The following is a 20,858-nucleotide window of genomic DNA, read 5'->3' on the forward strand; positions in this document are numbered from 1 at the left end:
CGGATTATGTGACGCTTTTGGTGCATTTATTGTCGATCTTCCATGGCAACCTATGCCAAACCTGACACAGCGGAGATTTCAGGATGGTTGATCTTCCCAGCAAGGCCCGAGCGGTCATCATCGGCGGTGGCGTCATCGGATGTTCGGTCGCGTATCATTTGACCAAAAAGGGTTGGAAGGACGTCGTGTTGCTTGAACGAAAGCAACTGACCAGTGGCACCACCTGGCATGCGGCGGGTCTGATTGCGCAGCTGCGCGCCACCGCAAACATGACCAAGCTGGCGAAGTACAGTCAGGAGCTGTATGGCTCGCTGGAAGAGGAAACCGGCGTCGCCACCGGCTTCAAGCGCTGCGGGTCGATCACCGTGGCGCTGACCGAGGAACGCAAAGAAGAAATCTATCGTCAGGCTGCGATGGCGCGGGCGTTTGGTGTCGAGGTCGAAGAAATCTCGAATGAGCGCGTGCAGGAGCTGTATCCGCACATCAATCTCGAGGGCGTCAAAGGTGCCGTCTATCTGCCGTTGGATGGGCAGGGTGATCCCGCCAATATTGCGCTGGCCCTGGCCAAGGGCGCCCGCCAGCGCGGAGGCGTGGTGAAAGAGAGGGTAAAGGTCACCGACATCGTCAAACAGGGCCGCCGCGTGACCGGCGTCGATTGGGTGGCCGATGACGGCAGCGCCTCGGGTCATATCGAATGCGACATGGTGGTGAACTGCGCGGGCATGTGGGGCCACGAAGTTGGCCGAATGGCCGGCGTGAACGTCCCGCTGCATGCCTGCGAACACTTCTATATCGTGACCGAAAACATCGACGGCCTGACCCAGCTGCCGGTGCTGCGGGTGCCGGATGAATGCGCCTATTACAAGGAGGATGCCGGAAAAATCCTTCTGGGTGCGTTTGAACCCAACGCCAAGCCCTGGGCGATGAATGGCATCCCGGACACGTTCGAATTCGACCAGCTGCCCGAGGATTTCGACCATTTTGAACCGATCCTCGAAGCCGCCTGCGAACGGATGCCGATGCTGGCCGAGGCCGGTATCCACACCTTCTTCAACGGCCCCGAGAGCTTTACGCCTGATGATGCCTATCATCTGGGTCTGGCGCCTGAGATGGACAATGTCTGGGTTGCCGCCGGGTTCAACTCGATTGGCATTCAATCGGCAGGGGGTGCGGGCATGGCGCTGGCCGAATGGATGGATTCGGGTGAAAAACCCTTTGACCTGGGCGATGTGGACATCAGCCGGATGCAACCCTTCCAAGGCAACAGGAAATACCTGTTCGAACGGTCCAAGGAGACGCTGGGCCTGCTCTATGCCGACCACTACCCCTATCGCCAGAAAGCCACGGCGCGCGGCGTGCGCCGGACGCCGTTCCACCACCACCTGAAAGAACACGGGGCCGTGATGGGCGAACTGGCCGGGTGGGAGCGCGCCAACTGGTTCGCCAATGAAGGGCAAGAGCGCGAATACAACTATAGCTGGAAGCGCCAGAACTGGTTCGAGAACTCGGCCGCCGAACACCGCGCGGTGCGCGAGAACGTGGGCATGTATGACATGTCCTCGTTCGGCAAGATCCGCGTCGAAGGCCCCGATGCCCAGAAGTTCATGAACTTTATCGGTGGCGGCGACTACGCGGTGCCCAACGGCAAGATCGTCTACACGCAGTTTCTGAACCGTTCCGGCGGAATCGAGGCGGATGTCACCGTGACACGTCTTACCGAGACGTCCTATTTGGTGGTCACCCCGGCAGCGACGCGGCTGGCGGATCAGACCTGGATGATGCGTCATTCGGGCGATTTCAACGTGGTCATCACCGATGTCACGGCGGGTGAAGGCGTTCTGGCGGTGATGGGTCCGAATGCGCGGGCCTTGCTGGAAAAGGTTTCGCCAAACGATTTCACCAATGCGGCAAACCCCTTCGGCACCGCGCAGGAAATCGAGATCGGCATGGGCCTCGCCCGCGCCCACCGTGTCACCTATGTGGGCGAGCTTGGATGGGAGATCTATGTCTCTTCCGACATGGCGGGCCACGTCTTTGAAACGCTGCACGATGCGGGGCAGGGCATGGGGCTGAAACTCTGTGGCATGCACATGATGGACAGCTGCCGGATCGAAAAGGGCTTCCGCCATTTCGGCCATGACATCACCTGCGAGGATCACGTGGTGGATGCCGGGCTGGGCTTTGCCGTCAAGGTGGACAAGGGCTGCGACTTCATCGGCCGCGAGGCGGTGATCGCGCGCAAGGAAAGCGGGCCGAAATCGCGCCTTGTGCAATTCCGCCTGACCGATCCCGAGCCGCTGCTGTTCCACAATGAACCGATCATCCGCGATGGCGAGTATGTGGGCTATCTCAGCTCGGGCAACTATGGCCACACGCTGGGAGGCGCCATCGGTTTGGGTTACGTGCCCTGCGAAGGGGAGAAGGCTGCGGACGTTCTGGCCTCGACTTACGAGATCGACGTTTGTGGCACGAAAGTCCGGGCCGAGGCGTCGCTCAAGCCGATGTATGACCCGAAATCCGAACGGATCAAGGTGTGACCACGGGGTTCGGTGGGGGCTCTGCCCCCGCCGCCTTCGGCGACTCCCCCGGGATATTTTCGGCCAGATGAAGATTGGTGCCCCTTGTTCATCTGGCCACAAATATCCCGGAGCGCGAGGCAGAGCCTCGCATTTCAGACCTCACCTGAAAAGCGTGGTCTGACAACTCATCAAACATCGTTATGTGACACTTCACTGTTTTCAGAGTTTTCAACCCGTTCATTTCTGCCTTAAACCGAACCGGTATCAACCGGAGACCCGATGTGGCAGACACGCTTCTACCTTCACAGAACACGGACACACCAAAGGGGCTTGCGCTGGCAGTCACGGCCTATGTCCTGTGGGGGTTTTTGCCTCTGTACATGAAAGCGCTGGATCATATGGGCGCGGTCGAGGTTGTGGCGCACCGTGTTATCTGGTCAGTGCCCGTGGCCGGGTTGTTGCTGGTTGTCCTGGGCCGAACCCGGGATCTGAAGGCCGCGCTTGGCAACCCGAAGATGTTGGGCATGGCCGCTTTGACCGCTGCGCTTATTTCCGTGAACTGGGCGATTTACGTATGGGCCATTTCCACGGGCAACGCATTGGATGCAGCGCTGGGATATTACATCAACCCTCTGTTCAGTATTGCGCTGGGGGCAATCCTGTTGAGGGAACCCCTGACACGGACACAATTGTTCGCGGTTGGATTGGCTGCGATCGGTGTGGTGGTACTTGTGGTGGAAGCCGGTCGTTTGCCTTGGGCCGCTCTTGGCTTGATGGTCAGCTGGGGGTTCTACGCGTTCTTCAAGCGCTCGTTGCCGATTGGGCCGAACCAGGGTTTCCTGCTCGAGGTCCTGATCCTTTTGATTCCGGCACTGGTCTATGTCACCTTTTTGGGTGTGCAGGGCACAGGACATTTCGGCGTGGCGATGTCGGACACCTTGTTGCTGTCCTGTGCAGGGGTTGTGACGGCGGTGCCGTTGCTGGTTTACGCAAATGGCGCCAAACTGGTGCGTCTGTCCACGATGGGCATTCTGCAATACATCGCGCCGACCATGATTTTCATTACAGCAATAACCCTGTTCGGTGAGAAGATAGACACCGGCCGGATGATTGCGTTCCCATTGATCTGGGCGGCTCTGGTCGTTTACTCGATCCCTATGATCCGGCAGGCGCGCGGTCAGGCCTGAAGCAACAGACGCGCGGCTGCATCCGCCCAAAGCGCATACGCCCGGGGGCTGGGATGATAGCCATCCGGTGCAGCCAATGCCGGGTCGTCCGGCAGATCGAGGGGCAGGTGTTGAACATGCGGAAAAGCAGCGACAACCTCTTGCAGCCCCTGGTCCAGGCGCGCGGATTGGCATCCTAGTACCCAGGCCAGTGGCTGTGGCAGGGCCGGAAACCTGTTCATCTGCGGGACAGCGGTGACGACGATGCGCCGAGCGCCCAGGTCTTCGGAAAGCAAGCGGATGAGACGGGTCTGGCGGTGCGCAAATTGCTGGCGTGTTACAGCCCGGGTGACATCATTGACCCCGAGTGCCGTAACGACAGCATCGAATTCGCCATTTATCTGCGACAGGCGGTCAATCGTATCCTGGGTGGTGTGCCCGGTTGTCGCTTCCAACTGCCATTCGACCGCGTAGTGCCTTGCCAGACGGTTGACCAGATGTCCGGATAACGCCTGATCCTGCGTGCCCGCGCCCACTCCGGCTGCCGAGCTGTCACCGGTGATCAGAAGCCGCAGGCGCGGCCCGCGCCCTGTGCGGCCCTCGCGCGGGCCAGTCGGTTCCGGCAGCAGCTGAGCGTTCCGTCGCACCGATAGGCCCTGCGCGGCAAGCACCGGAAGCAAAGGCACCCGCAAAATCTGATCGGCAGCCAATGAACGTGGCATTGTCAGCTCAGCGCGTTTTTGAATTCCAGAAAACGGGCGTCGGTCATAACCCGCGCCATCATGGCATCGCGCAAGGCACCTACCGTTTTATAGGGGCGCATGACGACCTCGAAAACCTGAATCAACCCGTCGTCATTCAACGTAATCAGATCGACACCGATACCATCCAGATCACCGACTTTGCATTGAAATTCCAATGCCCAGTCTTTCCCGCCGCCCATGATGCGCCGATACCGAAAATCTGAAAACACCTGCCCGACATGCCCCAGAACGGCCGCGACCGGAGCGCGCCCTGTCCAGGTGCTGTAGTAGGTTGGTGGCAGGAACTGCACATCTTCGGCCAAAAGTTCGTGGATCAAGGCCTCATCGCCCTTCGCGACAACCTCTTGCATGCGTTCTATTGTCGGGTGCATGGCATCTCCTCCGCTTTTTTGGGGAGAAGGTCACCGAACATGGGCGGGCATGCAAGGACGACGTTGCGGGAGGTCACGAGCTGGGATAGGCACCCCTGCATGAGCGAAACCTATGATCCCCCTCAAACCCCGCTGGATGTGTTGCATGAAGACGCACAGCTGATCGTGGTGAACAAACCTTCGGGCCTGCTTTCCGTTCCGGGGCGGGGGGCGCATCTGTCCGATTGTCTTTTGACCCGGGTGCAGGATGCATTTCCACAAGCCCTGCTGGTGCACCGGTTGGACCGGGACACGTCCGGTGTCATGGTCTTTGCCCAAACGCCGCACGCGCAGCGCAACCTGAGCATGCAATTCGAGCAGCGTCAGACCCGCAAAACCTATATCGCCCGTGTCTGGGGGCATCTGGAACCCAAGACCGGTACCGTTGATCTGCCTCTGATCGTGGACTGGCCCAACCGGCCCAGACAGATGGTTTGTCATGCGACGGGCAAACCTGCCGTGACGGACTGGCGTGTCGTGAAGACCGAAGGCGATACGACGCGTGTGCGTCTGTTTCCCAAAACGGGCCGGTCTCATCAGCTTCGTGTTCATATGCAGGCTCTGGGCCACCCGATCCTGGGCGATCCATTCTATGCAACAGGCGATGCGCTGGGCTTCCCCAGATTGATGCTGCATTCGGAAGAACTGCGCCTGAAACACCCGGAAGGTGGGGTTTCGATGAAGTTCCGGGCCCGGCCCGAGTTCTGATCTCAGGCCGTGCTGGTCCAGAGCATCTTCAGATTTCCCAGCGAAAAACGTCTTGATCGTTTCTTTGAAACGGGCTGCTTGCACTGCCGGGCCATGGCGATTTCGCGCTCGATCTCGAAGGCGCGCAGGGTTTGGTCCTGAGACCATTGCCCCAGCCTGAGTGTCATCATGACATGGGTGTCGAGATATGGCATTTTTCGTGCTCCTTTTCGTGATGCCATTCCAATTTGACCCATCTCTCCTGACACCCTCTTGTCAGTGGGGTGTGCTAGGGTGTCAGCATGGTGACAGGAGGATGCAATGCGCCGTTCGACCCGATTGTTTGAAATCATCCAGATCCTGCGGGCTGCGGGCGCTCCGGTCACGGCAGAGGCACTGGCCGCAAAGTTGGAGGTGTCCGTGCGCACGGTCTATCGGGACATTGCCGAGTTGCAGGCGCAACGGACGCCCATCGAAGGTGAGGCGGGCGTTGGTTACATTATGCGGCGCGGTTACGACTTGCCGCCGCTCAATTTCGACGCAGAGGAAGTCGAGGCTTTGTGGGTTGGACTGTCCATGTTGGCGCGCACCGGAGACAGCCATCTTCAACGGGCTGCCAGTCGAATATGTCAAAAGATCGACGCGCTGCACTGCCCTGCTGACTGGTTGCAGGTTGCCCCATGGGGTGCTCCGGCGGACGATCCGGAAAAGGGTTGTGTTTCGATTGCACATTACCGCGAAGCCATTCGGGCAGAACGGAAAATCCGTATCACCTATGAAGATGGTGAAGGCGAACGCACGGTCCGGGTCGTGCGCCCTGTGGCGCTGATCTATCACATCGAATGCACGATGCTGGCAGGCTGGTGCGAACTGCGCAACGGGTTTCGCCATTTCCGCACCGACCGTATCTGGTCCAGCGAATGCACGGAGGAAAGCTTTTCGGGACAGAGCAGGTCGTTGCGCGACCTCTGGCAGGAACAGCAGAATGCAGAAGCGTTCGTTGAAACGGTTTGAATACGCGTTTGGCGGGTATTCGCCGATCTCACCGCATTGTTGCTTGAGCCGCCAAGCCGGCACAGTGATATACTGAGGAAAACGAAGCATGCCCGAATAACGGGTGCTGGAGCAGAAGGTGATATCATGACGATTTCCAAGTTTTTCGTGGCCACGGGCTTGTGTTCAGCCCTTGTGTTGGCGGCCTGTACCGATCCGGGCACGCTGACAGTACAAAACGACCCGAACCAGAACGCCAAACAAGGCGCCGTATTGGGTGGTCTGGTTGGCGCTGGTATCGGGGCGATTGCCAATAACTCGAACCCCGGTCTGGGTGCGCTGGCCGGTGCCGCAATCGGTGCTGCCGGGGGCGGAGTGATCGGCAATCAACTGGACAAGCAGGCCGCGGAGCTGCGTCAACAGCTGGCAAATGACGGAATTACGATCGTAAACGCAGGGGATCGCCTGATTGTGACGGTCCCGAATGACATCACCTTTGACACCGACAGTTCGACCGTACGCCCGGCGCTGCGGTCTGATCTGGTGAAAGTGGGCCAGAACCTCGTCAACTACCCGAATTCGAACGTGCAGATCATCGGGCACACTGACAGCGACGGAGACGCAACCTACAATCAGGGCCTGTCAGAACGCCGCGCGAACGCAGTGGCCGATATCCTTCAGGCCAATGGTGTCAGCTACAACCGCATTCGCACGATCGGGCAAGGTGAAAACAACCCTGTCGCGTCCAACCTGACGCCCGAAGGAAAATCGCAAAACCGGCGTGTCGAGATTGTCGTGGTGCCCAGCGGAAACGCGTAACCCCTGCGTATTGTGAACAGCGGGGCCACCCTTTGGGCGGCCCCCTTCGCGCAATGACTGTGCGTCAAATGGGGTTTGGATCAGGGTGAACTCGGTCTAACTTGCGACAAACACAGAAACGGAGCTTTCCTGATGTCCCAACCGACCCTTCTTGGCCTGTCCGGGTCCCTGCGCCAGAACGCGACCAACCGTAAGCTTCTGCGCGAGGCGGCTCGGTTGTTCGATCCGGCGAGCTTTGTCGAAGCGGATTTGAACCTGCCCCTCTACGATGGTGATCTGGAAGACGGCGAAGGGATTCCCGAAGTGGTTCAGACGTTGGCCAATCAGATCGCACAGGCCGATGCGGTGATCATCTCGACACCTGAGTACAACAAGGGCCCATCGGGTGTTCTGAAGAACGCGCTGGATTGGGTCAGCCGTACGCAAGGCAATCCATGGGCCGACAAACCGGTTGCGGTAATGTCGGCGGCTGCTGGTCGTGCGGGCGGGGAGCGGGCGCAGATGATCCTGCGGGCCTGTATGGTTCCCTTTCAGCCGCGCATCCTGCAAGGGCCCGAAATCCATCTGGCGAACAGTTCGAACGAATTCGACGATCAGGGAAGGCTGCGTTCCGATCGCTATGAAAAGTCATTGCACGATTTGATGCAGAAACTTAGGGCCCAGGCCGGGTTCTGAACGCGGGTCAGGCAAATGACGCAAGAGCGACAGACCGATCTTCTGGATCCGGCCCGCGCGGCCGCATTTCAGGTGGCGCTGGGCGCTGTGCCGACGATCGCCAGTGGTTCGGAATTGCCGCCCTTCTTCCATCAGCTCTATTTCTGGACCCCGCAACCGGCTGCCGCATTGGGCCGGGATGGGCATCCCAAGGTTGGGGGCCTGATCCCGGATATGGGGTTGCCGTGCAGAATGTGGGCCGGGGGGCGGTTGACCTTTCACGCTCCTCTGATCGCAGGGATCACCGCCGAAAAAAAATCGGTTCTTGAAAGCCAAAGCGCCAAGGTGGGGCGGTCCGGCCCGTTGGGCTTTGTCACTTTGCGGCACGAGATCTGGCAGAACGGTCAGTTGCGCGTGACAGAGTGGCAGGATCTCGTCTATCGCGAAGATCCTGCGCCGGATGCTGAAACGCCCCAACCGCCCAGAGCGCGCACCGATGAAACCGATTTCCGCGAAGTCGGGTTCGATTCAACCTTGTTGTTTCGATACTCGGCCCTGACCTTCAATGGCCACCGTATTCACTATGATCTGGACTATGCGCGCGATGTGGAAGGATATGGCGGGCTGGTCGTGCACGGGCCGCTTCTGGCGCAGCTTCTGATTTTGTTCGCGGTGGATCTGAGCGGTCCGCTCGCCTCGTTTTCGTTCCGTGCGACTTCACCGTTGATGCATTTCGAAACTGCCCAGTTGTGCCGGAGAGGTGAAAACATGTGGGTGCGCGGCCCTGACGGGCGGCGATGCATGCAGGCTGTCGTACAGTCACAATGAGGCTTCGGGCCGGAACTCATCAGGGATCCTATCCCGGTCTTCCAGCATAAGATCGGCCATGACCTCGGCGATTTTGGGGGCCATGCCGAACCCGATTTTGAACCCGCCATTGGCGATGAACTGCCCCTGATGCAGGGGATGCGCGCCCAACATCGGCGCACGGCTTTTGCTGCGAGGGCGCACACCGGCCCAGCGTTCGATCACCTCGGCCCCGTGCAACAGGGGCAGGACGCGCGTGGCGCGGTCTATCACGTCGTCCAGAGCTTCGTCCGTGCTGGTCGGGTCATCGTAGTCCCGTTCCGAGGTCGATCCGACCGCAAGTGTTCCGTCTGCATGTGGGACAATGTGAATCGCGTCGGCGAACAGTTGCGGCACTTCCCCCGCGTCGAAGCGCAACAGGGCGGCCTGCCCTTTGACACCATTTCCGACGGTCTTGCCGTAGGCGTCGTTCAATTCCTGCAATCCTGCAAGGCCGGTGGCGTGGATGACCTGCCCCTTGTCCTCGGCTTCACTGACAATGTGGACGCCCATGACCTCCAGGGCTGCGACCAGCGCGGCACAGGCCCGCCGGGGGTGCATCCGTGCCGTTAACGTATCCCGGATGACAAAACCTGTGGGGCTGGGCGGGCACCATGAACCCGCTTGGGCCGTGGTCATGACACGCCATTCCGCGCGGCCTTGCCAAAGCTCATCTGCGGTGCCTGCGCGCTGGCGGGCCAATTCCAGACCACGCGCGTCCGGGATCGGCTGAAGGCGGCCCAGCCGGCCATAGCCGGGGGAAACCCCGCCGGTGTCTTCGACCTGCCGCCAGAACGGTTCAGCCATGATCAGGCTGTCGAACTGAAATGCTTTCTTGGCGTTCCAGTTTTCCGGCACATGCGGGGCCAACGCGCCGACCAGACCTCCGCTGGACCCCGCGCCCGGTCCGAACGGATCGACAACCTGCACGTTTGCGCCGCGTCGCGCACAAATCCAGGCGATGGACAGGCCGAAAATTCCCGCGCCGCGAACCGTCACATCGACCATTGCCAATTCCCTTTTCCTTGTTCAGTGTCGCGCCGCTTAGCTACAGGATTCCCCGATGGCAGACCAGCGCGCCAAATTGACGTGGACCGAAGATCAGATCCCGGTCTCGGACCGCTTCGACGACCCATATTACTCGTTGCAGAACGGGCTGGAAGAGACGCGCCATGTGTTTCTGGCGGGAAATGATTTGCCTGCACGGTTTGCGCCGGGGTTTCACATTGCCGAGTTGGGTTTCGGCACCGGCCTGAACCTGCTGACGGCCTGGTCGGAATGGGAAGCATCCGGCCAAAAAGGGCCATTGCGCTTTACCAGTTTCGAAGCCTTTCCCATGGCGCCGGAAGACATGCAACGCGCGCTCGGGTCCTTTCCTGAATTGCATCCGTGGAGCAGCCGTTTTCTGGCGCATTGGACAGGACGCACATGTACATTGGAGTCGCTTCAGTTCGAGGTGGTGATCGGCGATGCGCGCAAGACATTGCCGAACTGGGACGCAATGGCAGATGCCTGGTTTCTCGACGGGTTTTCACCGGCCAAGAACCCTGAATTGTGGGGTGTGGGCCTGATGCAGGACGTGGCAAACCACACTGTCACGGGGGGGACGGCGGCCACGTATACGGCCGCGGGTTTTGTGCGCCGGGGGCTTGAAAGTGCCGGTTTCAACGTGACCCGCACGCCCGGCTTTGGCCGCAAGCGGCACATGACACGGGCACGCAAAGTATGACCCAAAAGAACAATGTGGGCGCGGGCATCGCATTGATGGTGGGCGCGACGATTGTCTTTGCTTTGCAGGACGGTATCTCGCGCCATCTGGCCGGAACCTACAACACCTACATGGTGGTCATGATCCGCTATTGGTTCTTTGCAGCTTTCGTCATCGCTCTGGCTGCGCGGGCCCCCGGTGGGCTGAAGGCGGCCACAAAGACAAGTCAGTTGGGTGTGCAGATCGTGCGGGGGGTGCTGCTGGCGGCCGAGATCTGCATCGCGGTGTTCGGCTTTACGGTCCTTGGCCTGATCGACAGTATGGCGGTTTTCATCTGCTATCCTTTGCTTGTCGCCGCGCTGAGCGGGCCGGTGCTGGGTGAAAAGGTCGGATGGCGGCGGTGGGTCGCGATCGGCGTAGGATGCATCGGAGTTCTGATCATTTTGCAACCGGGTGGCGGGGTCTTTAACCCGTGGGCTGTCATACCTTTGATTTCCGCATTGCTGTTTGCGATCTATGGTCTTTTGACGCGATATGTCGCCCGTCAGGACAGCGCGGCGACCAGCTTTTTCTGGACCGGTGTCGCCGGGGCCGTGGCGATGACCGTGTTTGGCATGTGGTTCTGGGAGCCGATGGCGCGCAGCGACTGGCTCTGGATGGCGCTGCTTTGTGTCAGTGGGGTGTTCGGGCACTGGCTGCTGATCAAGTGTTATGAGATGGCCGAAGCCAGTGCGGTTCAACCCTTTGCATATTTCCACCTGGTTTGGAGCGCGATCCTGGGTATTTCGATCTTTGGCGAAACGTTGCGCCCCGAAGTCGTGGCGGGCGCAACCATCGTCGTAGCCGCAGGTTTGTTCACCTTATGGCGCGAACGCCGCCAGAGATGATCCGATCAGTTCCTGCGAAAAAGGAATCGGAAGGGCGGGTTGCCCCAGGCGCGCACGGTAGACCGGCAGGCTTTCGGTCACGCGCATCACGTAGTTTCGCGTTTCGCTGAACGGGATCGTCTCGATCCAGTCGACGATATCAACCTCGCCTGTGCGTGGGTCACCATAGCGTTCCATCCACGAGATCGGGCGCCTTGGCCCTGCATTATACCCCGCCGCCATCATCACAACGTTGCCGTTGAAATCGGCTGCCAAACCGGAAAGGTAGTTGGCCCCAAGCTTTGCGTTGTATTGCCAGTCCGTGGTCAATCGCCCGGTTTGATGGCCGCCGAGAATGCCCAGCTCGCCCGCGACCAGCTTGGCCGTGGCGGGCATTACCTGCATCAGGCCGCGCGCGCCCGCACCGCTGACGACGACCGGGTCGAACTCGCTTTCGCGGCGCGCGATCGCCAGTGTCATTTCCTTGGCCATCGGCAATCGCATATCGGCCACCGGGTGGACCGGGTAATAGGCCGCAGGAAGGACAGTACCGTTGGTCGCGGCCCGTTTGGCGATCATCACGGCCAGATGCGGCTGTTTCAGTTCAATCACCAGATCGCCCAGCTGACTGGCCTGCACTGGATCAAGGCCTTCCACCAGATGGGTCAGGAACCGTTCGGACAGGTTTGCTTCTCCGGCTTTCAACAACAGCAACCCGGCCTCCAAAACGCTGGAATCGGCAAACTCCGCCTGCCGCCAATGCGGCGCACGCCGCGGATTGGCCAGTTCCGAATCAAACGGTCGTCCGATCCGTTCTGCGGCCAAAAGACCGTAGAATGATGTCTGGTAGTCGGCCCCCATCGCATAGGCGTCATACGCCTTGTCCGCGTCACCCAGTGCCGCGTAAGCGCGCCCAAGCCAATAGCCACCACGGCCTTTCGAGATCGGAGATTTCACGGCGTCCGAAAAGTTCTGGAAGTGGCGAACGGCGGTGGCTGGATCATTCAGTTTGCGAAGCGCCAGAAAACCGGCCAGCCATTCAAGATCGGCATAGCCGTAACCCATTTCGGGGGTCATGTGATGATTGGCGGCCACGTCATAGGCGCGCGCCGCACGGCCCGATCGCATCTCAAGCCGTGCAAGACGGCGCCGTCCCTCGGCCCATTTGTCGGGCTCACCCAGGGCGTCAGGCCCGGTAGAGCGTGCCAGCATCAGATCGACGGCGCTGTCATCCAGTTCTTTCTTGTCGCGCCAGACAAAACGATCGAAGGCCAGCCCGGGCGCATCCGCCAGCGACTTGGGAACTGCTGCCACCTTGGCGTCCACACCGGGTTGGCGTTTCTGCAATGCTATGCGCGCTTCGGCCAGTTTGCGTTCGACCGGACCGACCAAAGGCAACATCTGCCCGGCGCTTACAAGATGACCGTCCCACAGCATTCTGTCCAACCGCGCCGCGTGATGCGGTTTCAGCAATGTGGCAAAGTTCTCCAGATAGCTTTTTTGCAGGCCCGAACCCATTGGCATGGTGCGCCAGGCTGTCACAATGTCGGCCTCCGCCTCTCCGATGCGTCCCTTGGCTTTCAGGGCAACGGCGTAGTTCAACGCGCCCTCTGCTGTCTGAGGCGGCATGGCGGCATAGAATTTCAGAGCTCTGTCGGGATCGGCTCCGGTGAAAACGGGCTCGCTCTTGCGGCGCAGCCACGCCAAACCGGGCCAGTCCGGCCGACGTTCGAGAAACACCAATACGTCGCCAGAGCTGCCGAACCCCTCGCGCAGCCAGTGCCAGACGATGATATCACGCGATACGGAACCTCGCTGGCCGGATACGTGCAACGCGGCGTTCCAGTCGCCTTTGCGCATTTCGTCAAGCCCGGCGCGCAAATCAGCCGCAGCATCTGCCCGCGCTGAATGCGGCGCAGTCACCGAATACAGAATCACAGCAGTCAACAGTGCCAGAAAGCGTGTCATCCCTTGCATTTCCCAACCAACCGAGGATAGAGCCTGTGAGGATAAACCGTGCGTCGCCGGGATCAACTCTCAAAGCTGGAAACGTGAGGGACCGCGGCGCAAAAACAGCAAAATGCACCTTGAAGGAGCGTGTCATGTTCAAAGGCTCGATGCCAGCCCTCGTCACCCCGTTCAACAACGGCGAGTTGGACCTGAAGACGCTCAAACATCTGGTGGATTGGCAGATATCCGAAGGCTCGACCGGGCTGGTGCCTGTGGGAACCACCGGCGAAAGCCCGACGCTCAGCCACGAAGAGCATGAGACGGTGATCGAAGAGGTCGTCAAAACCGCTGCGGGCCGCGTTCCGGTCATTGCCGGTGCCGGGTCGAACAACACGGTCGAAGCTGTCCGCTTCGTTCAATTTGCGGAAAAAGTTGGGGCGGATGCGGCGCTGGTCGTTACGCCGTATTACAACAAACCGACTCAGCGCGGCCTGATCGCGCATTTCGAGGCGCTGCATGCGGCCGCGGATATCCCGATCATCATCTACAACATTCCGGGCCGTTCAGTCATTGATATGACGCCTGCCACAATGGGTGAACTGGCCAAGCTTCCCCGTATCGTCGGGGTCAAGGATGCAACAGGCGACCTGGCCCGTGTCAGCCAGCAGCGCGCTGCCTGTGGCGCAGATTTCTGCCAACTGTCCGGCGAAGACGCCACGGCCCTTGGGTTCAATGCCCATGGCGGTGTTGGCTGCATCTCGGTGACTGCAAACGTGGCCCCTAGGCTCTGCGCCGAATTCCAGCAGGCCACGCTGGCCGGAGATTATGCAAAGGCGTTGGAGTATCAGGACAAACTGATGCCGCTGCATGAGGCGATCTTTATCGAGCCGGGCCTTGTCGGTGCCAAATATGCACTCAGCAAACTGGGCCTTTGCAGCACCGAAGTCCGCTCACCCCTGACCGAGCTGGAAGCCAGCACCAAGGAAGCCATCGAGGCCGCAATGGCCCATGCCGGCCTGATCTGACCGGTATTTCAGAATATGACGAAGGGCGGCCTCTGACCTTGAGCGCCGCCCTTTCTTTTCCATGTTTCCAGACTTCATCTGGCTAAAAATATCCCGGGGGAGTCGCGGCTTGCCGCGGCGGGGGCAGCGCCCCCTCTACCGTTTGCCGTAGTACAACCCCACGACATGTTCCGCCTGCGCAAAGAACAGCCAGCGCGACGTTGCAACGCCCGCCAGATGCGAGGCCACGGCCAGCAGGGCGAAGACGTGATTGAACGGCAGCAACAACAGCAGAACCGGCAACACGAATGCCAGAACGAACGAGATCAGCCGCAGTTTCTCGGCGTGTTTGCGTCCGACCACGTGAACGAATTCTCGCAGCAGATAATTGGTGCCGGTATGGGGCGGCTCAAAGGCGCGGACGGAACCGCGTGTGCCAAGCCCTGTGGCTGTTCCCAGATCCGTTCCCGATGATGCAAACGCCTGATCTCCCTTGCGCCAGTACAGTATCTGCACCAGCGCCGCGATCAGCAGCAGCGGCAGAGCTGCGCTTGTCTGACCTGCCAGCAAGGCACCGCCGGTCAGGCTGAAGCTGAGGAACATGGCGGGTGTCAGGTTCATGTTCCAGCGTGGGATGGTCTTGAGTTGCGTATAGATCATCGAGGTCGTGAACACGGTCGCCAGCGACAATCCTGCGCCGATCCAGCCCAGAAAACCCCAACGCTGGTCCAGAAACACCACGCCAATCGCATAGAGTCCCATGATGACCAGCGCGAGTACGGCACACCAGCCTTCACGGCTGAGCCAGCTGGTTTTCCATTGGGTGAAGGCCTTCAAGGCCCGTTCCGGATGGCCAAGGTGGAAGGTCGAGGCCAAAAGCCCGCCGACGGCCAGACCATAGGCAATGGCGAAGAACACAAAAGCCACCCAACCCGAGACAGCCGGAAACCCCAGACCAAGAAAGAACAGCAGTCCGAATCCCAGACCGGACAGGGTGGTGAACAGAATGACGGATGGTGCGGGATGCATCAGAGTTTCTCCAACGTCTTGTCGAGCCAGCCGAGGAACCCTTTGGGCTCGTCGGCGATGGGTGCCAGCAGGGGGGCCAGTATGTCGATCTGGTCTTCCACGGTGTCCTTGGGGCGCGGGGGCAGGTATTTGTTGACGGGTTTGGTGCCCATTTCCGGCATCAGGTCCATCCCGCCTCGTTCTGCAACCAACTGGCTGACATCGCTGTCAGGATCGCCCAGATCGCCAAAGTGCCTTGCGCCCGCAGGGCAGGTGCGAACACAGGCTGGGATACGGTCGACTTCGGGGAGGTTTTCGTTGTAGATGCGGTCAACACAAAGTGTGCATTTCTTCATCACGCCTTCGGCTACATCCAGTTCCCGCGCACCGTAAGGGCAGGACCAGGCGCACAGGCCGCACCCGATACAATCGCTTTCATTGACCAATACGATGCCATCCTCGACCCTCTTGTAGCTGGCGCCGGTGGGGCAAACGGTAACGCAGGGCGCGTCTTCGCAATGCAGGCAGGATTTTGGGAAGTGGATCAGCTGGGCGTGCCCGTCGGCAGGTTGCACTTCGTAGGAATGCACGCGGTTGAGGAAGGTGCCCGAAGGGTTTGCACCGTAGGCGTCCTGATCCGAAAGCGGGGCCCCGTAGTTTTCAGTGTTCCAGCCTTTACAGGAAATAACGCAGGCGTGGCAGCCAACACAGGTGTCAAGGTCGATGACCAGACCCATCTTGCGGTCGGTGGAGTTAGGTAGCTGGGTCATGTCAGTGAACCTCTGCTTTGGGGGGCAGGTGAGGGGGCCAGCCCCCTCTTGAGCCTGCGGCTCAATTCACCCCCGGGATATTTTTGGCCAGATGAAGTGCGGATCCGGGTCATTTGCCCACCTTCCAGGCCAGGTTCTCAGGGCCGGTTCCGACCGGAGATTTGATCGGGTCGAAATTCGGCTGGCTTTGCGCATCGGCGGGCGCGTCGGTTTTTTCGATTTTGACCTTCAGGTCGAACCATGCCGCCTGACCTGTGATCGGGTCCGAATTGGCCCAGCGCATTCCATCTTCTTTGGACGGCAGCAATTCGTGAATCAGGTGGTTGAGCAGGAAACCTTTGGTCGCCTCTGGCGCGTCGTCCTGCAAAGCCCAGGCACCTTTGCGTTTGCCGATGGCGTTCCACGTCCAGACCGTGTTGTCGTTCAGCGCGGCCATCTCCATCACAGGCACGGTGATCTCACCGTGTGGGGAGCTGACTTTTGCCCAGTCTCCGTCTTGCAGGTTGTGTTCTCGCATCAGTTTGGTCGGGACATAAAGCGGGTTGTGCCCGTGCAACTGGCGCAGCCACGCGTTCTGTGTACCCCAACTGTGATACATGGCCATTGGGCGTTGGGTCAGGGCGTTGACCGTGAAGCCTTCATTGCCCCGCTGGTCGGTTTCGTACCAGATCGGCAGCGGATCCATGGTGTCCTTGATGCGCTGGCGCAGGTGCTCGGGCGGCTGGCGGTCACCGTAACCTTCGGCAGCCAGCTGGAAACGGCGCATCGGTTCGGAATAGAGCTGGAACAGATACGGTTGAGGGCTGTCATAGATGCCCATCCCGACAGCCCAGTGCTGATAGGCGGTGTTCCAAGGCTTGTAGTAATCCGCGCCTTCCGGGATATGCGCCACATAAAACCCACCGTTTTCGATATACCGGTTCAGTTGATCCGGATTGACTTCGCCGCGGCCTTCCTTGTCACCGTCCGAACCCCGGAAGCCGGCCAGCGGGCCGATGCCGGGACGTCGTTCGTGGTTGACGATGTAATCTGCGTAGTCTTTCCACTTTGGGCTGCCGTCCTCATTCGTGAAACCCGGCAGGCTCATGCGGTTGGCCAGTTCGATCAGAACCGACTGGAAGCCACGCACGTCACGGTCGGGTTCGACCACCGGCCAGCGAATGGCGTCTGCTGCGGCGTCGGCCTCGCAGATCGGGCGATCCAGCAGAGAGATACAGTCGTGCCGCTCGAGATAGGTGGTGTCGGGCAGGATCAAGTCGGCATAAGCCACCATTTCCGAAGAATAGGCATCGGAGTAGATGATGCGCGGGATGACGTAATTGCCGTCTTCGGTCTTGGCCGTCAGCATCTCCATCACACCTTTGGTGTTCATGGAGGAGTTCCACGACATATTTGCCATATACATGAACAGCGTGTCGATCTTGTAGGGATCACCGGCAGCCGCGTTCGAGATCACCATATGCATCAACCCATGCGCGGACATCGGGTTTTCCCAGGTGAACGCCTTGTCGATGCGTTGCGGTGTGCCGCAGTCGTCCAGCAGCAGGTCTTCGGGACCCCGGGGGAAGCCCAGATGCGGGCCGTTCAGCGGGCGTCCCGGACGCCTGTCGCCATGGGGCGTCGGGTGCGCTTCGACCGGTTTGGGATAGGGTGGCTTGAAACGGAAACCGCCTGGTACCTCGACTGTTCCCAGCAGGATCTGAAGCACGTGCAAAGCGCGGCAGGTCTGGAATCCGTTGGCATGGGCCGAAACGCCCCGCATGGCATGGAAGCTGACGGGACGACCAATCATCTTGGTGTGCTTTTCGCCCCGAAAATCAACCCATTCCTGATCCAGTTCGATCGCCTCGTCAAAAGCGACCCTGGCGATTTCGGCGGCAATGGCCCGGATACGTTTGGCGGGGATGCCGCAGCGATCGGCCACCGCCTCGGGCGCGTGTTCGTCGCTGAGGTATTTCTCGGCCATCAGGTGGAAAACGGGGCGGTGCGTCACACCGTCCTTGTCATAGGTCGCCGACAGGTCCGGGCGCACGCCGGGCTTGTCGAATGCGGTTGGCTTGCCCGTCTTGCGATCAATTACCAGCGGCTTGCCGTCCTCGTCGCGCAGGAACAGGCCCTTTTCCGCACCCTCGCTTGCATTCACCAGAACCGGCGCATTGGTATAGCGGCTCAGGTAATCCAGATCGATCTTGCCGGCTTTCATCAGCACGTGGATCAACGATAGGATAAACAGACCATCTGTGCCGGGTGTGATCCCGACCCAGTCATCGGCAACAGCGTTATAGCCCGAGCGGATCGGGTTCACTCCGATCACCCGTGCGCCGCGCGCCTTGATCTTGCCGATCCCCATTTTTATCGGGTTGCTGTCATGATCCTCGGCCACGCCGAACAGCATGAACAGTTTGGTGTGATCCCAGTCGGGTTGTCCAAACTCCCAAAACGCGCCACCCATCGTGTAAATGCCACCGGCCGCCATATTGACCGAGCAGAAGCCGCCATGGGCTGCATAGTTCGGAGTGCCGAAATTCTGGGCCCAGAAACTGGTGAAGCTCTGGCTCTGGTCGCGGCCCGTGAAAAAGGCCAGCTTTTGCGGTGCGGTTTCATGCAGCTCGTTCAGCCAGCCCACAGCAGTGCTGAGCGCCTCGTCCCATTCGATTTCGCGAAATTCACCCGAGCCGCGTGGGCCGACACGCTTCAGCGGTTTGCGCAGGCGAGAGGGTGCGTTGACCTGCATGATCCCGGCAGAGCCTTTGGCGCAGAGCACACCCTTGTTTACCGGGTGATCCCGGTTTCCTTCGATATAGGCGACCTTGCCGTCTTTCATGTGAACGTTGATGCCGCAGCGGCAGGCGCACATATAACAGGTGGTTTTGCGGACCTCGTCCGAAACTTTCGGAGACGTTTCAAGGATCGGCTGCTGATGGGTCATTGGCGGGTCCTGTCGGTTGTGTCGGGAGGACTGTGTCACTTTCCTTCCGATTAGAGAACATCGTTCTGAAAACGACGCGAGTTATGGGCATTATTCCCTGATGGCTTGCAGTGCGGTCACGGCGATCATCTGGGTCACATCTTCGGCGCTGCATCCGCGGGACAGATCGTTGGCGGGTCGCGCCAACCCCTGCAAAACCGGGCCGATCGCGGTGTAACCCCCCAGTCGTTGCGTGATCTTGTAGCCGATATTGCCCGCGTCGAGATTGGGAAAGATCATCACGTTGGCTTGGCCGGCGACCGAAGATCCGGGCGATTTGCGATCCCCGACCGAGGGCACGAAGGCCGCGTCGAACTGAAGCTCACCGTCGACCTCGAGATTTGGGGACATTCGGCGCAGTGTTTCTGTGGCCTCGATCACCTTGTCGACATCGGGATGCTTCGCGCTGCCCTTGGTCGAGAAGCTGAGCATGGCGATCTTGGGGTCAACCCGCAGTAGTGCCCGCGCCGATTTGGCCGAGGCGACGGCAATTTTGCTCAACTCGTCAGCGCTGGGATCGATGACCAGACCGCAGTCCGAATAGAGCATTGCCCGCGCTCCGGGCTGAGCGTTTTCCGGCGGGTACATCAGGAAAAAAGACGATACCATTCCGGCATCAGGGGCCATGCCGATCACCTGAATGGCCGCGCGTACAATGTCTCCGGTCGTGTGAACGGCACCACCTACGGTTCCAGTGGCCCGCCCGCTGCGTACCAGCATGGCGGCATAGACAGGCGGTGTTTCAACGGTGGCACGGGCCTTGGTTGCATCGACGCCCTTGTGTTGGCGCAGTTCAAAATAGGTTTGGGCAAATTCCTCGGTCAGGTCCGAGGTTGCCGGGTCGTGAACCATGACGCCGTCAGAGCGAGTGGCATTCTGGTTTTTGAGGGCGGCTTCGACTTCGGCTTGTGGACCGACCAGAATGACATCGGCCAGCCCGGCCTGTTGGGCGGCCAGCGCCCCCGCGACAACGCGGGGATCACTGCCTTCGCATAACGAAATCACAGGGCGCGAGGCCGGGGCGCACTGACGCAACAGCTCAATGGGTGTCATTGTCATACGCTCTGGCCTCGTCCTTTGATCAAGCTTCCTGAGCTTTCATGTCGTCGGCCGAGATTCCGGCGACGGCGACGGGTTTTTTCATTGCGTCGCGGCGGAAGGGTTCGCCGAGCTCCTGGTTGATCAGGGCCTCGATCAGCGTGGTGATGCCGTTCTTCTGGTCCTCGATCGCCTGGTTCAGCGCCGCGGTCAGCTCGTCCTGGGTGCGGGCCACGACGCCCTTCAGGCCACAGGCCTGCGCAATACCGGCGTAAGACACTTTGGTGTCCAGCTCGGTGCCCACGAAGTTGTCGTCGAACCACAGGGTCGAGTTGCGCTTTTCCGCGCCCCACTGATAGTTGCGGAAGACGATCTGGGTCACGGCGGGCCATTCCTCACGCCCGATCGCGGTCAGTTCGTTCACCGCGATGCCGAAGGCGCCATCACCGGCAAAGCCCACGACCGGAACGTCCGGGCAGCCGATCTTGGCGCCGACGATGGCCGGCAGGCCATAGCCGCAGGGGCCGAACAGGCCCGGCGCCAGGTATTTGCGGCCCGCCTCGAAGGACGGATAGGCGTTGCCGATGGCGCAGTTGTTGCCGATGTCCGAACTGATGATCGCCTCTTTCGGCAGCGCCGCCTGAATGGCGCGCCAGGCCATGCGGGGGCTCATCCAGTCGGGCTTGGC

At 60.2% G+C, this 20,858-nt stretch carries 20 protein-coding genes; 10 read left to right on the plus strand and 10 right to left on the minus strand.

The annotated features are described in order from the left end of the window. The first annotated feature begins 83 nt into the window (after positions 1-83). On the plus strand, positions 84-2,537 hold the full coding sequence (locus AC2FF8_RS17365; protein ID WP_496880326.1) for a GcvT family protein: 2,454 nt from the start codon (positions 84-86) through the stop codon (positions 2,535-2,537). Between the two features lie 263 nt (positions 2,538-2,800). Continuing rightward, a complete protein-coding gene (gene rarD, locus AC2FF8_RS17370) occupies positions 2,801-3,706 on the plus strand; it encodes an EamA family transporter RarD (protein WP_170345620.1) in 906 nt (301 codons plus the stop codon). Here rarD and AC2FF8_RS17375 read toward each other — a convergent pair. Both AC2FF8_RS17375 and AC2FF8_RS17380 read right to left on the minus strand, forming a co-directional pair. Further along, positions 3,697-4,407: an SGNH/GDSL hydrolase family protein gene (locus tag AC2FF8_RS17375; RefSeq protein WP_496880327.1), complete on the minus strand. Its 711-nt coding sequence runs from the start codon at positions 4,405-4,407 to the stop codon at positions 3,697-3,699. The genes rarD and AC2FF8_RS17375 overlap by 10 nt on opposite strands. A 2-nt stretch (positions 4,408-4,409) precedes the next feature. Further along, positions 4,410-4,820 (minus strand): nuclear transport factor 2 family protein, encoded by a 411-nt coding sequence (locus AC2FF8_RS17380; RefSeq protein ID WP_170345622.1) that lies wholly within the window; start codon positions 4,818-4,820, stop codon positions 4,410-4,412. Positions 4,821-4,919: 99 nt separating this feature from the next. Here AC2FF8_RS17380 and AC2FF8_RS17385 point away from each other — a divergent pair, with 99 nt between their 5' ends. After that, positions 4,920-5,567 (plus strand): RluA family pseudouridine synthase, encoded by a 648-nt coding sequence (locus AC2FF8_RS17385; RefSeq protein ID WP_496880328.1) that lies wholly within the window; start codon positions 4,920-4,922, stop codon positions 5,565-5,567. A gap of 2 nt (positions 5,568-5,569) precedes the next feature. Here the strand turns inward: AC2FF8_RS17385 and AC2FF8_RS17390 are convergent, their stop codons facing one another. Continuing rightward, positions 5,570-5,761, minus strand: coding sequence for a hypothetical protein (locus AC2FF8_RS17390; protein WP_496880329.1), 192 nt, complete (start codon positions 5,759-5,761; stop codon positions 5,570-5,572). A 106-nt stretch (positions 5,762-5,867) separates the two neighbouring features. Here AC2FF8_RS17390 and AC2FF8_RS17395 point away from each other — a divergent pair, with 106 nt between their 5' ends. The 4 genes from AC2FF8_RS17395 to AC2FF8_RS17410 all read left to right on the plus strand — a co-directional run bounded on the left by AC2FF8_RS17395 (position 5,868) and on the right by AC2FF8_RS17410 (position 8,840). Continuing rightward, positions 5,868-6,560 (plus strand): helix-turn-helix transcriptional regulator, encoded by a 693-nt coding sequence (locus AC2FF8_RS17395; protein ID WP_496880330.1) that lies wholly within the window; start codon positions 5,868-5,870, stop codon positions 6,558-6,560. 126 nt (positions 6,561-6,686) lie between these two features. Continuing rightward, a complete protein-coding gene (locus tag AC2FF8_RS17400; RefSeq protein WP_170345626.1) occupies positions 6,687-7,358 on the plus strand; it encodes a YiaD family glycine zipper/OmpA-like lipoprotein in 672 nt (223 codons plus the stop codon). 132 nt (positions 7,359-7,490) lie between these two features. Beyond that, entirely contained in the window at positions 7,491-8,033 is a 543-nt protein-coding gene (locus AC2FF8_RS17405; RefSeq protein ID WP_170345627.1) for an NADPH-dependent FMN reductase, read from the plus strand. A gap of 15 nt (positions 8,034-8,048) precedes the next feature. Continuing rightward, a complete protein-coding gene (locus AC2FF8_RS17410) occupies positions 8,049-8,840 on the plus strand; it encodes an HTD2 family dehydratase (protein ID WP_496880331.1) in 792 nt (263 codons plus the stop codon). Here AC2FF8_RS17410 and AC2FF8_RS17415 read toward each other — a convergent pair. After that, positions 8,832-9,866 carry an NAD(P)/FAD-dependent oxidoreductase gene (locus tag AC2FF8_RS17415; RefSeq protein ID WP_496873844.1) on the minus strand — a complete coding sequence of 345 codons (1,035 nt, stop codon included), beginning with the start codon at positions 9,864-9,866 and terminating at the stop codon, positions 8,832-8,834. The genes AC2FF8_RS17410 and AC2FF8_RS17415 overlap by 9 nt on opposite strands. 55 nt (positions 9,867-9,921) lie before the next feature. On the opposite strand from AC2FF8_RS17415, the gene mnmC2 reads away from it, so the two are divergent. Together mnmC2 and AC2FF8_RS17425 are read left to right on the plus strand one after the other, a co-directional pair. Then, positions 9,922-10,587: a tRNA (5-methylaminomethyl-2-thiouridine)(34)-methyltransferase MnmC2 gene (mnmC2, locus tag AC2FF8_RS17420; RefSeq protein ID WP_496880332.1), complete on the plus strand. Its 666-nt coding sequence runs from the start codon at positions 9,922-9,924 to the stop codon at positions 10,585-10,587. Then, positions 10,584-11,453, plus strand: coding sequence for a DMT family transporter (locus AC2FF8_RS17425; protein ID WP_496880333.1), 870 nt, complete (start codon positions 10,584-10,586; stop codon positions 11,451-11,453). Before mnmC2 ends, AC2FF8_RS17425 begins: the two co-directional genes overlap by 4 nt. Here the strand turns inward: AC2FF8_RS17425 and AC2FF8_RS17430 are convergent. After that, positions 11,427-13,400, minus strand: a complete 1,974-nt coding sequence (locus AC2FF8_RS17430; RefSeq protein WP_496880334.1) for a lytic transglycosylase domain-containing protein — start codon at positions 13,398-13,400, stop codon at positions 11,427-11,429. The two genes, AC2FF8_RS17425 and AC2FF8_RS17430, sit on opposite strands and share 27 nt — an antisense overlap. 134 nt (positions 13,401-13,534) lie before the next feature. Here AC2FF8_RS17430 and dapA point away from each other — a divergent pair, with 134 nt between their 5' ends. Next, positions 13,535-14,407 carry a 4-hydroxy-tetrahydrodipicolinate synthase gene (dapA, locus tag AC2FF8_RS17435; protein ID WP_171119879.1) on the plus strand — a complete coding sequence of 291 codons (873 nt, stop codon included), beginning with the start codon at positions 13,535-13,537 and terminating at the stop codon, positions 14,405-14,407. Positions 14,408-14,542: 135 nt separating this feature from the next. On the opposite strand, the gene AC2FF8_RS17440 is transcribed toward dapA, so the two are convergent. The 5 genes from AC2FF8_RS17440 to AC2FF8_RS17460 all read right to left on the minus strand — a co-directional run. Continuing rightward, positions 14,543-15,415: a dimethyl sulfoxide reductase anchor subunit family protein gene (locus AC2FF8_RS17440; RefSeq protein WP_170345633.1), complete on the minus strand. Its 873-nt coding sequence runs from the start codon at positions 15,413-15,415 to the stop codon at positions 14,543-14,545. After that, a complete protein-coding gene (locus AC2FF8_RS17445) occupies positions 15,415-16,164 on the minus strand; it encodes a 4Fe-4S dicluster domain-containing protein (RefSeq protein WP_170345634.1) in 750 nt (249 codons plus the stop codon). Before AC2FF8_RS17445 ends, AC2FF8_RS17440 begins: the two co-directional genes overlap by 1 nt. A 109-nt stretch (positions 16,165-16,273) precedes the next feature. Next, positions 16,274-19,093, minus strand: a complete 2,820-nt coding sequence (locus tag AC2FF8_RS17450) for a molybdopterin oxidoreductase family protein (RefSeq protein WP_496880335.1) — start codon at positions 19,091-19,093, stop codon at positions 16,274-16,276. A 90-nt stretch (positions 19,094-19,183) separates the two neighbouring features. After that, positions 19,184-20,191, minus strand: coding sequence for a phosphate acetyltransferase (gene pta / locus AC2FF8_RS17455; protein ID WP_425080075.1), 1,008 nt, complete (start codon positions 20,189-20,191; stop codon positions 19,184-19,186). 22 nt (positions 20,192-20,213) lie between these two features. Beyond that, on the minus strand, positions 20,214-20,858 hold a 645-nt coding region (locus AC2FF8_RS17460; RefSeq protein ID WP_496880336.1), incomplete at its 5' end, for a thiamine pyrophosphate-dependent enzyme.

This window comes from Ruegeria sp. YTSA144 (genome assembly GCF_059610125.1).

Bases quoted from the DNA above. Each gene is read 5' to 3' on its own strand.
- dapA (WP_171119879.1), top strand. From the start codon at position 13,535: ATGTTCAAAGGCTCGATGCCAGCCCTCGTCACCCCGTTCAACAACGGC.
- AC2FF8_RS17425 (WP_496880333.1), top strand. From the start codon at position 10,584: ATGACCCAAAAGAACAATGTGGGCGCGGGCATCGCATTGATGGTGGGC.
- pta (WP_425080075.1), bottom strand. From the start codon at position 20,191: ATGACAATGACACCCATTGAGCTGTTGCGTCAGTGCGCCCCGGCCTCG.
- AC2FF8_RS17430 (WP_496880334.1), bottom strand. From the start codon at position 13,400: ATGACACGCTTTCTGGCACTGTTGACTGCTGTGATTCTGTATTCGGTG.
- AC2FF8_RS17385 (WP_496880328.1), top strand. From the start codon at position 4,920: ATGAGCGAAACCTATGATCCCCCTCAAACCCCGCTGGATGTGTTGCAT.
- AC2FF8_RS17400 (WP_170345626.1), top strand. From the start codon at position 6,687: ATGACGATTTCCAAGTTTTTCGTGGCCACGGGCTTGTGTTCAGCCCTT.
- AC2FF8_RS17375 (WP_496880327.1), bottom strand. From the start codon at position 4,407: ATGCCACGTTCATTGGCTGCCGATCAGATTTTGCGGGTGCCTTTGCTT.
- AC2FF8_RS17395 (WP_496880330.1), top strand. From the start codon at position 5,868: ATGCGCCGTTCGACCCGATTGTTTGAAATCATCCAGATCCTGCGGGCT.
- AC2FF8_RS17390 (WP_496880329.1), bottom strand. From the start codon at position 5,761: ATGCCATATCTCGACACCCATGTCATGATGACACTCAGGCTGGGGCAA.
- mnmC2 (WP_496880332.1), top strand. From the start codon at position 9,922: ATGGCAGACCAGCGCGCCAAATTGACGTGGACCGAAGATCAGATCCCG.
- AC2FF8_RS17415 (WP_496873844.1), bottom strand. From the start codon at position 9,866: ATGGTCGATGTGACGGTTCGCGGCGCGGGAATTTTCGGCCTGTCCATC.
- AC2FF8_RS17380 (WP_170345622.1), bottom strand. From the start codon at position 4,820: ATGCACCCGACAATAGAACGCATGCAAGAGGTTGTCGCGAAGGGCGAT.
- AC2FF8_RS17365 (WP_496880326.1), top strand. From the start codon at position 84: ATGGTTGATCTTCCCAGCAAGGCCCGAGCGGTCATCATCGGCGGTGGC.
- AC2FF8_RS17450 (WP_496880335.1), bottom strand. From the start codon at position 19,093: ATGACCCATCAGCAGCCGATCCTTGAAACGTCTCCGAAAGTTTCGGAC.
- AC2FF8_RS17405 (WP_170345627.1), top strand. From the start codon at position 7,491: ATGTCCCAACCGACCCTTCTTGGCCTGTCCGGGTCCCTGCGCCAGAAC.
- AC2FF8_RS17445 (WP_170345634.1), bottom strand. From the start codon at position 16,164: ATGACCCAGCTACCTAACTCCACCGACCGCAAGATGGGTCTGGTCATC.
- AC2FF8_RS17440 (WP_170345633.1), bottom strand. From the start codon at position 15,415: ATGCATCCCGCACCATCCGTCATTCTGTTCACCACCCTGTCCGGTCTG.
- AC2FF8_RS17410 (WP_496880331.1), top strand. From the start codon at position 8,049: ATGACGCAAGAGCGACAGACCGATCTTCTGGATCCGGCCCGCGCGGCC.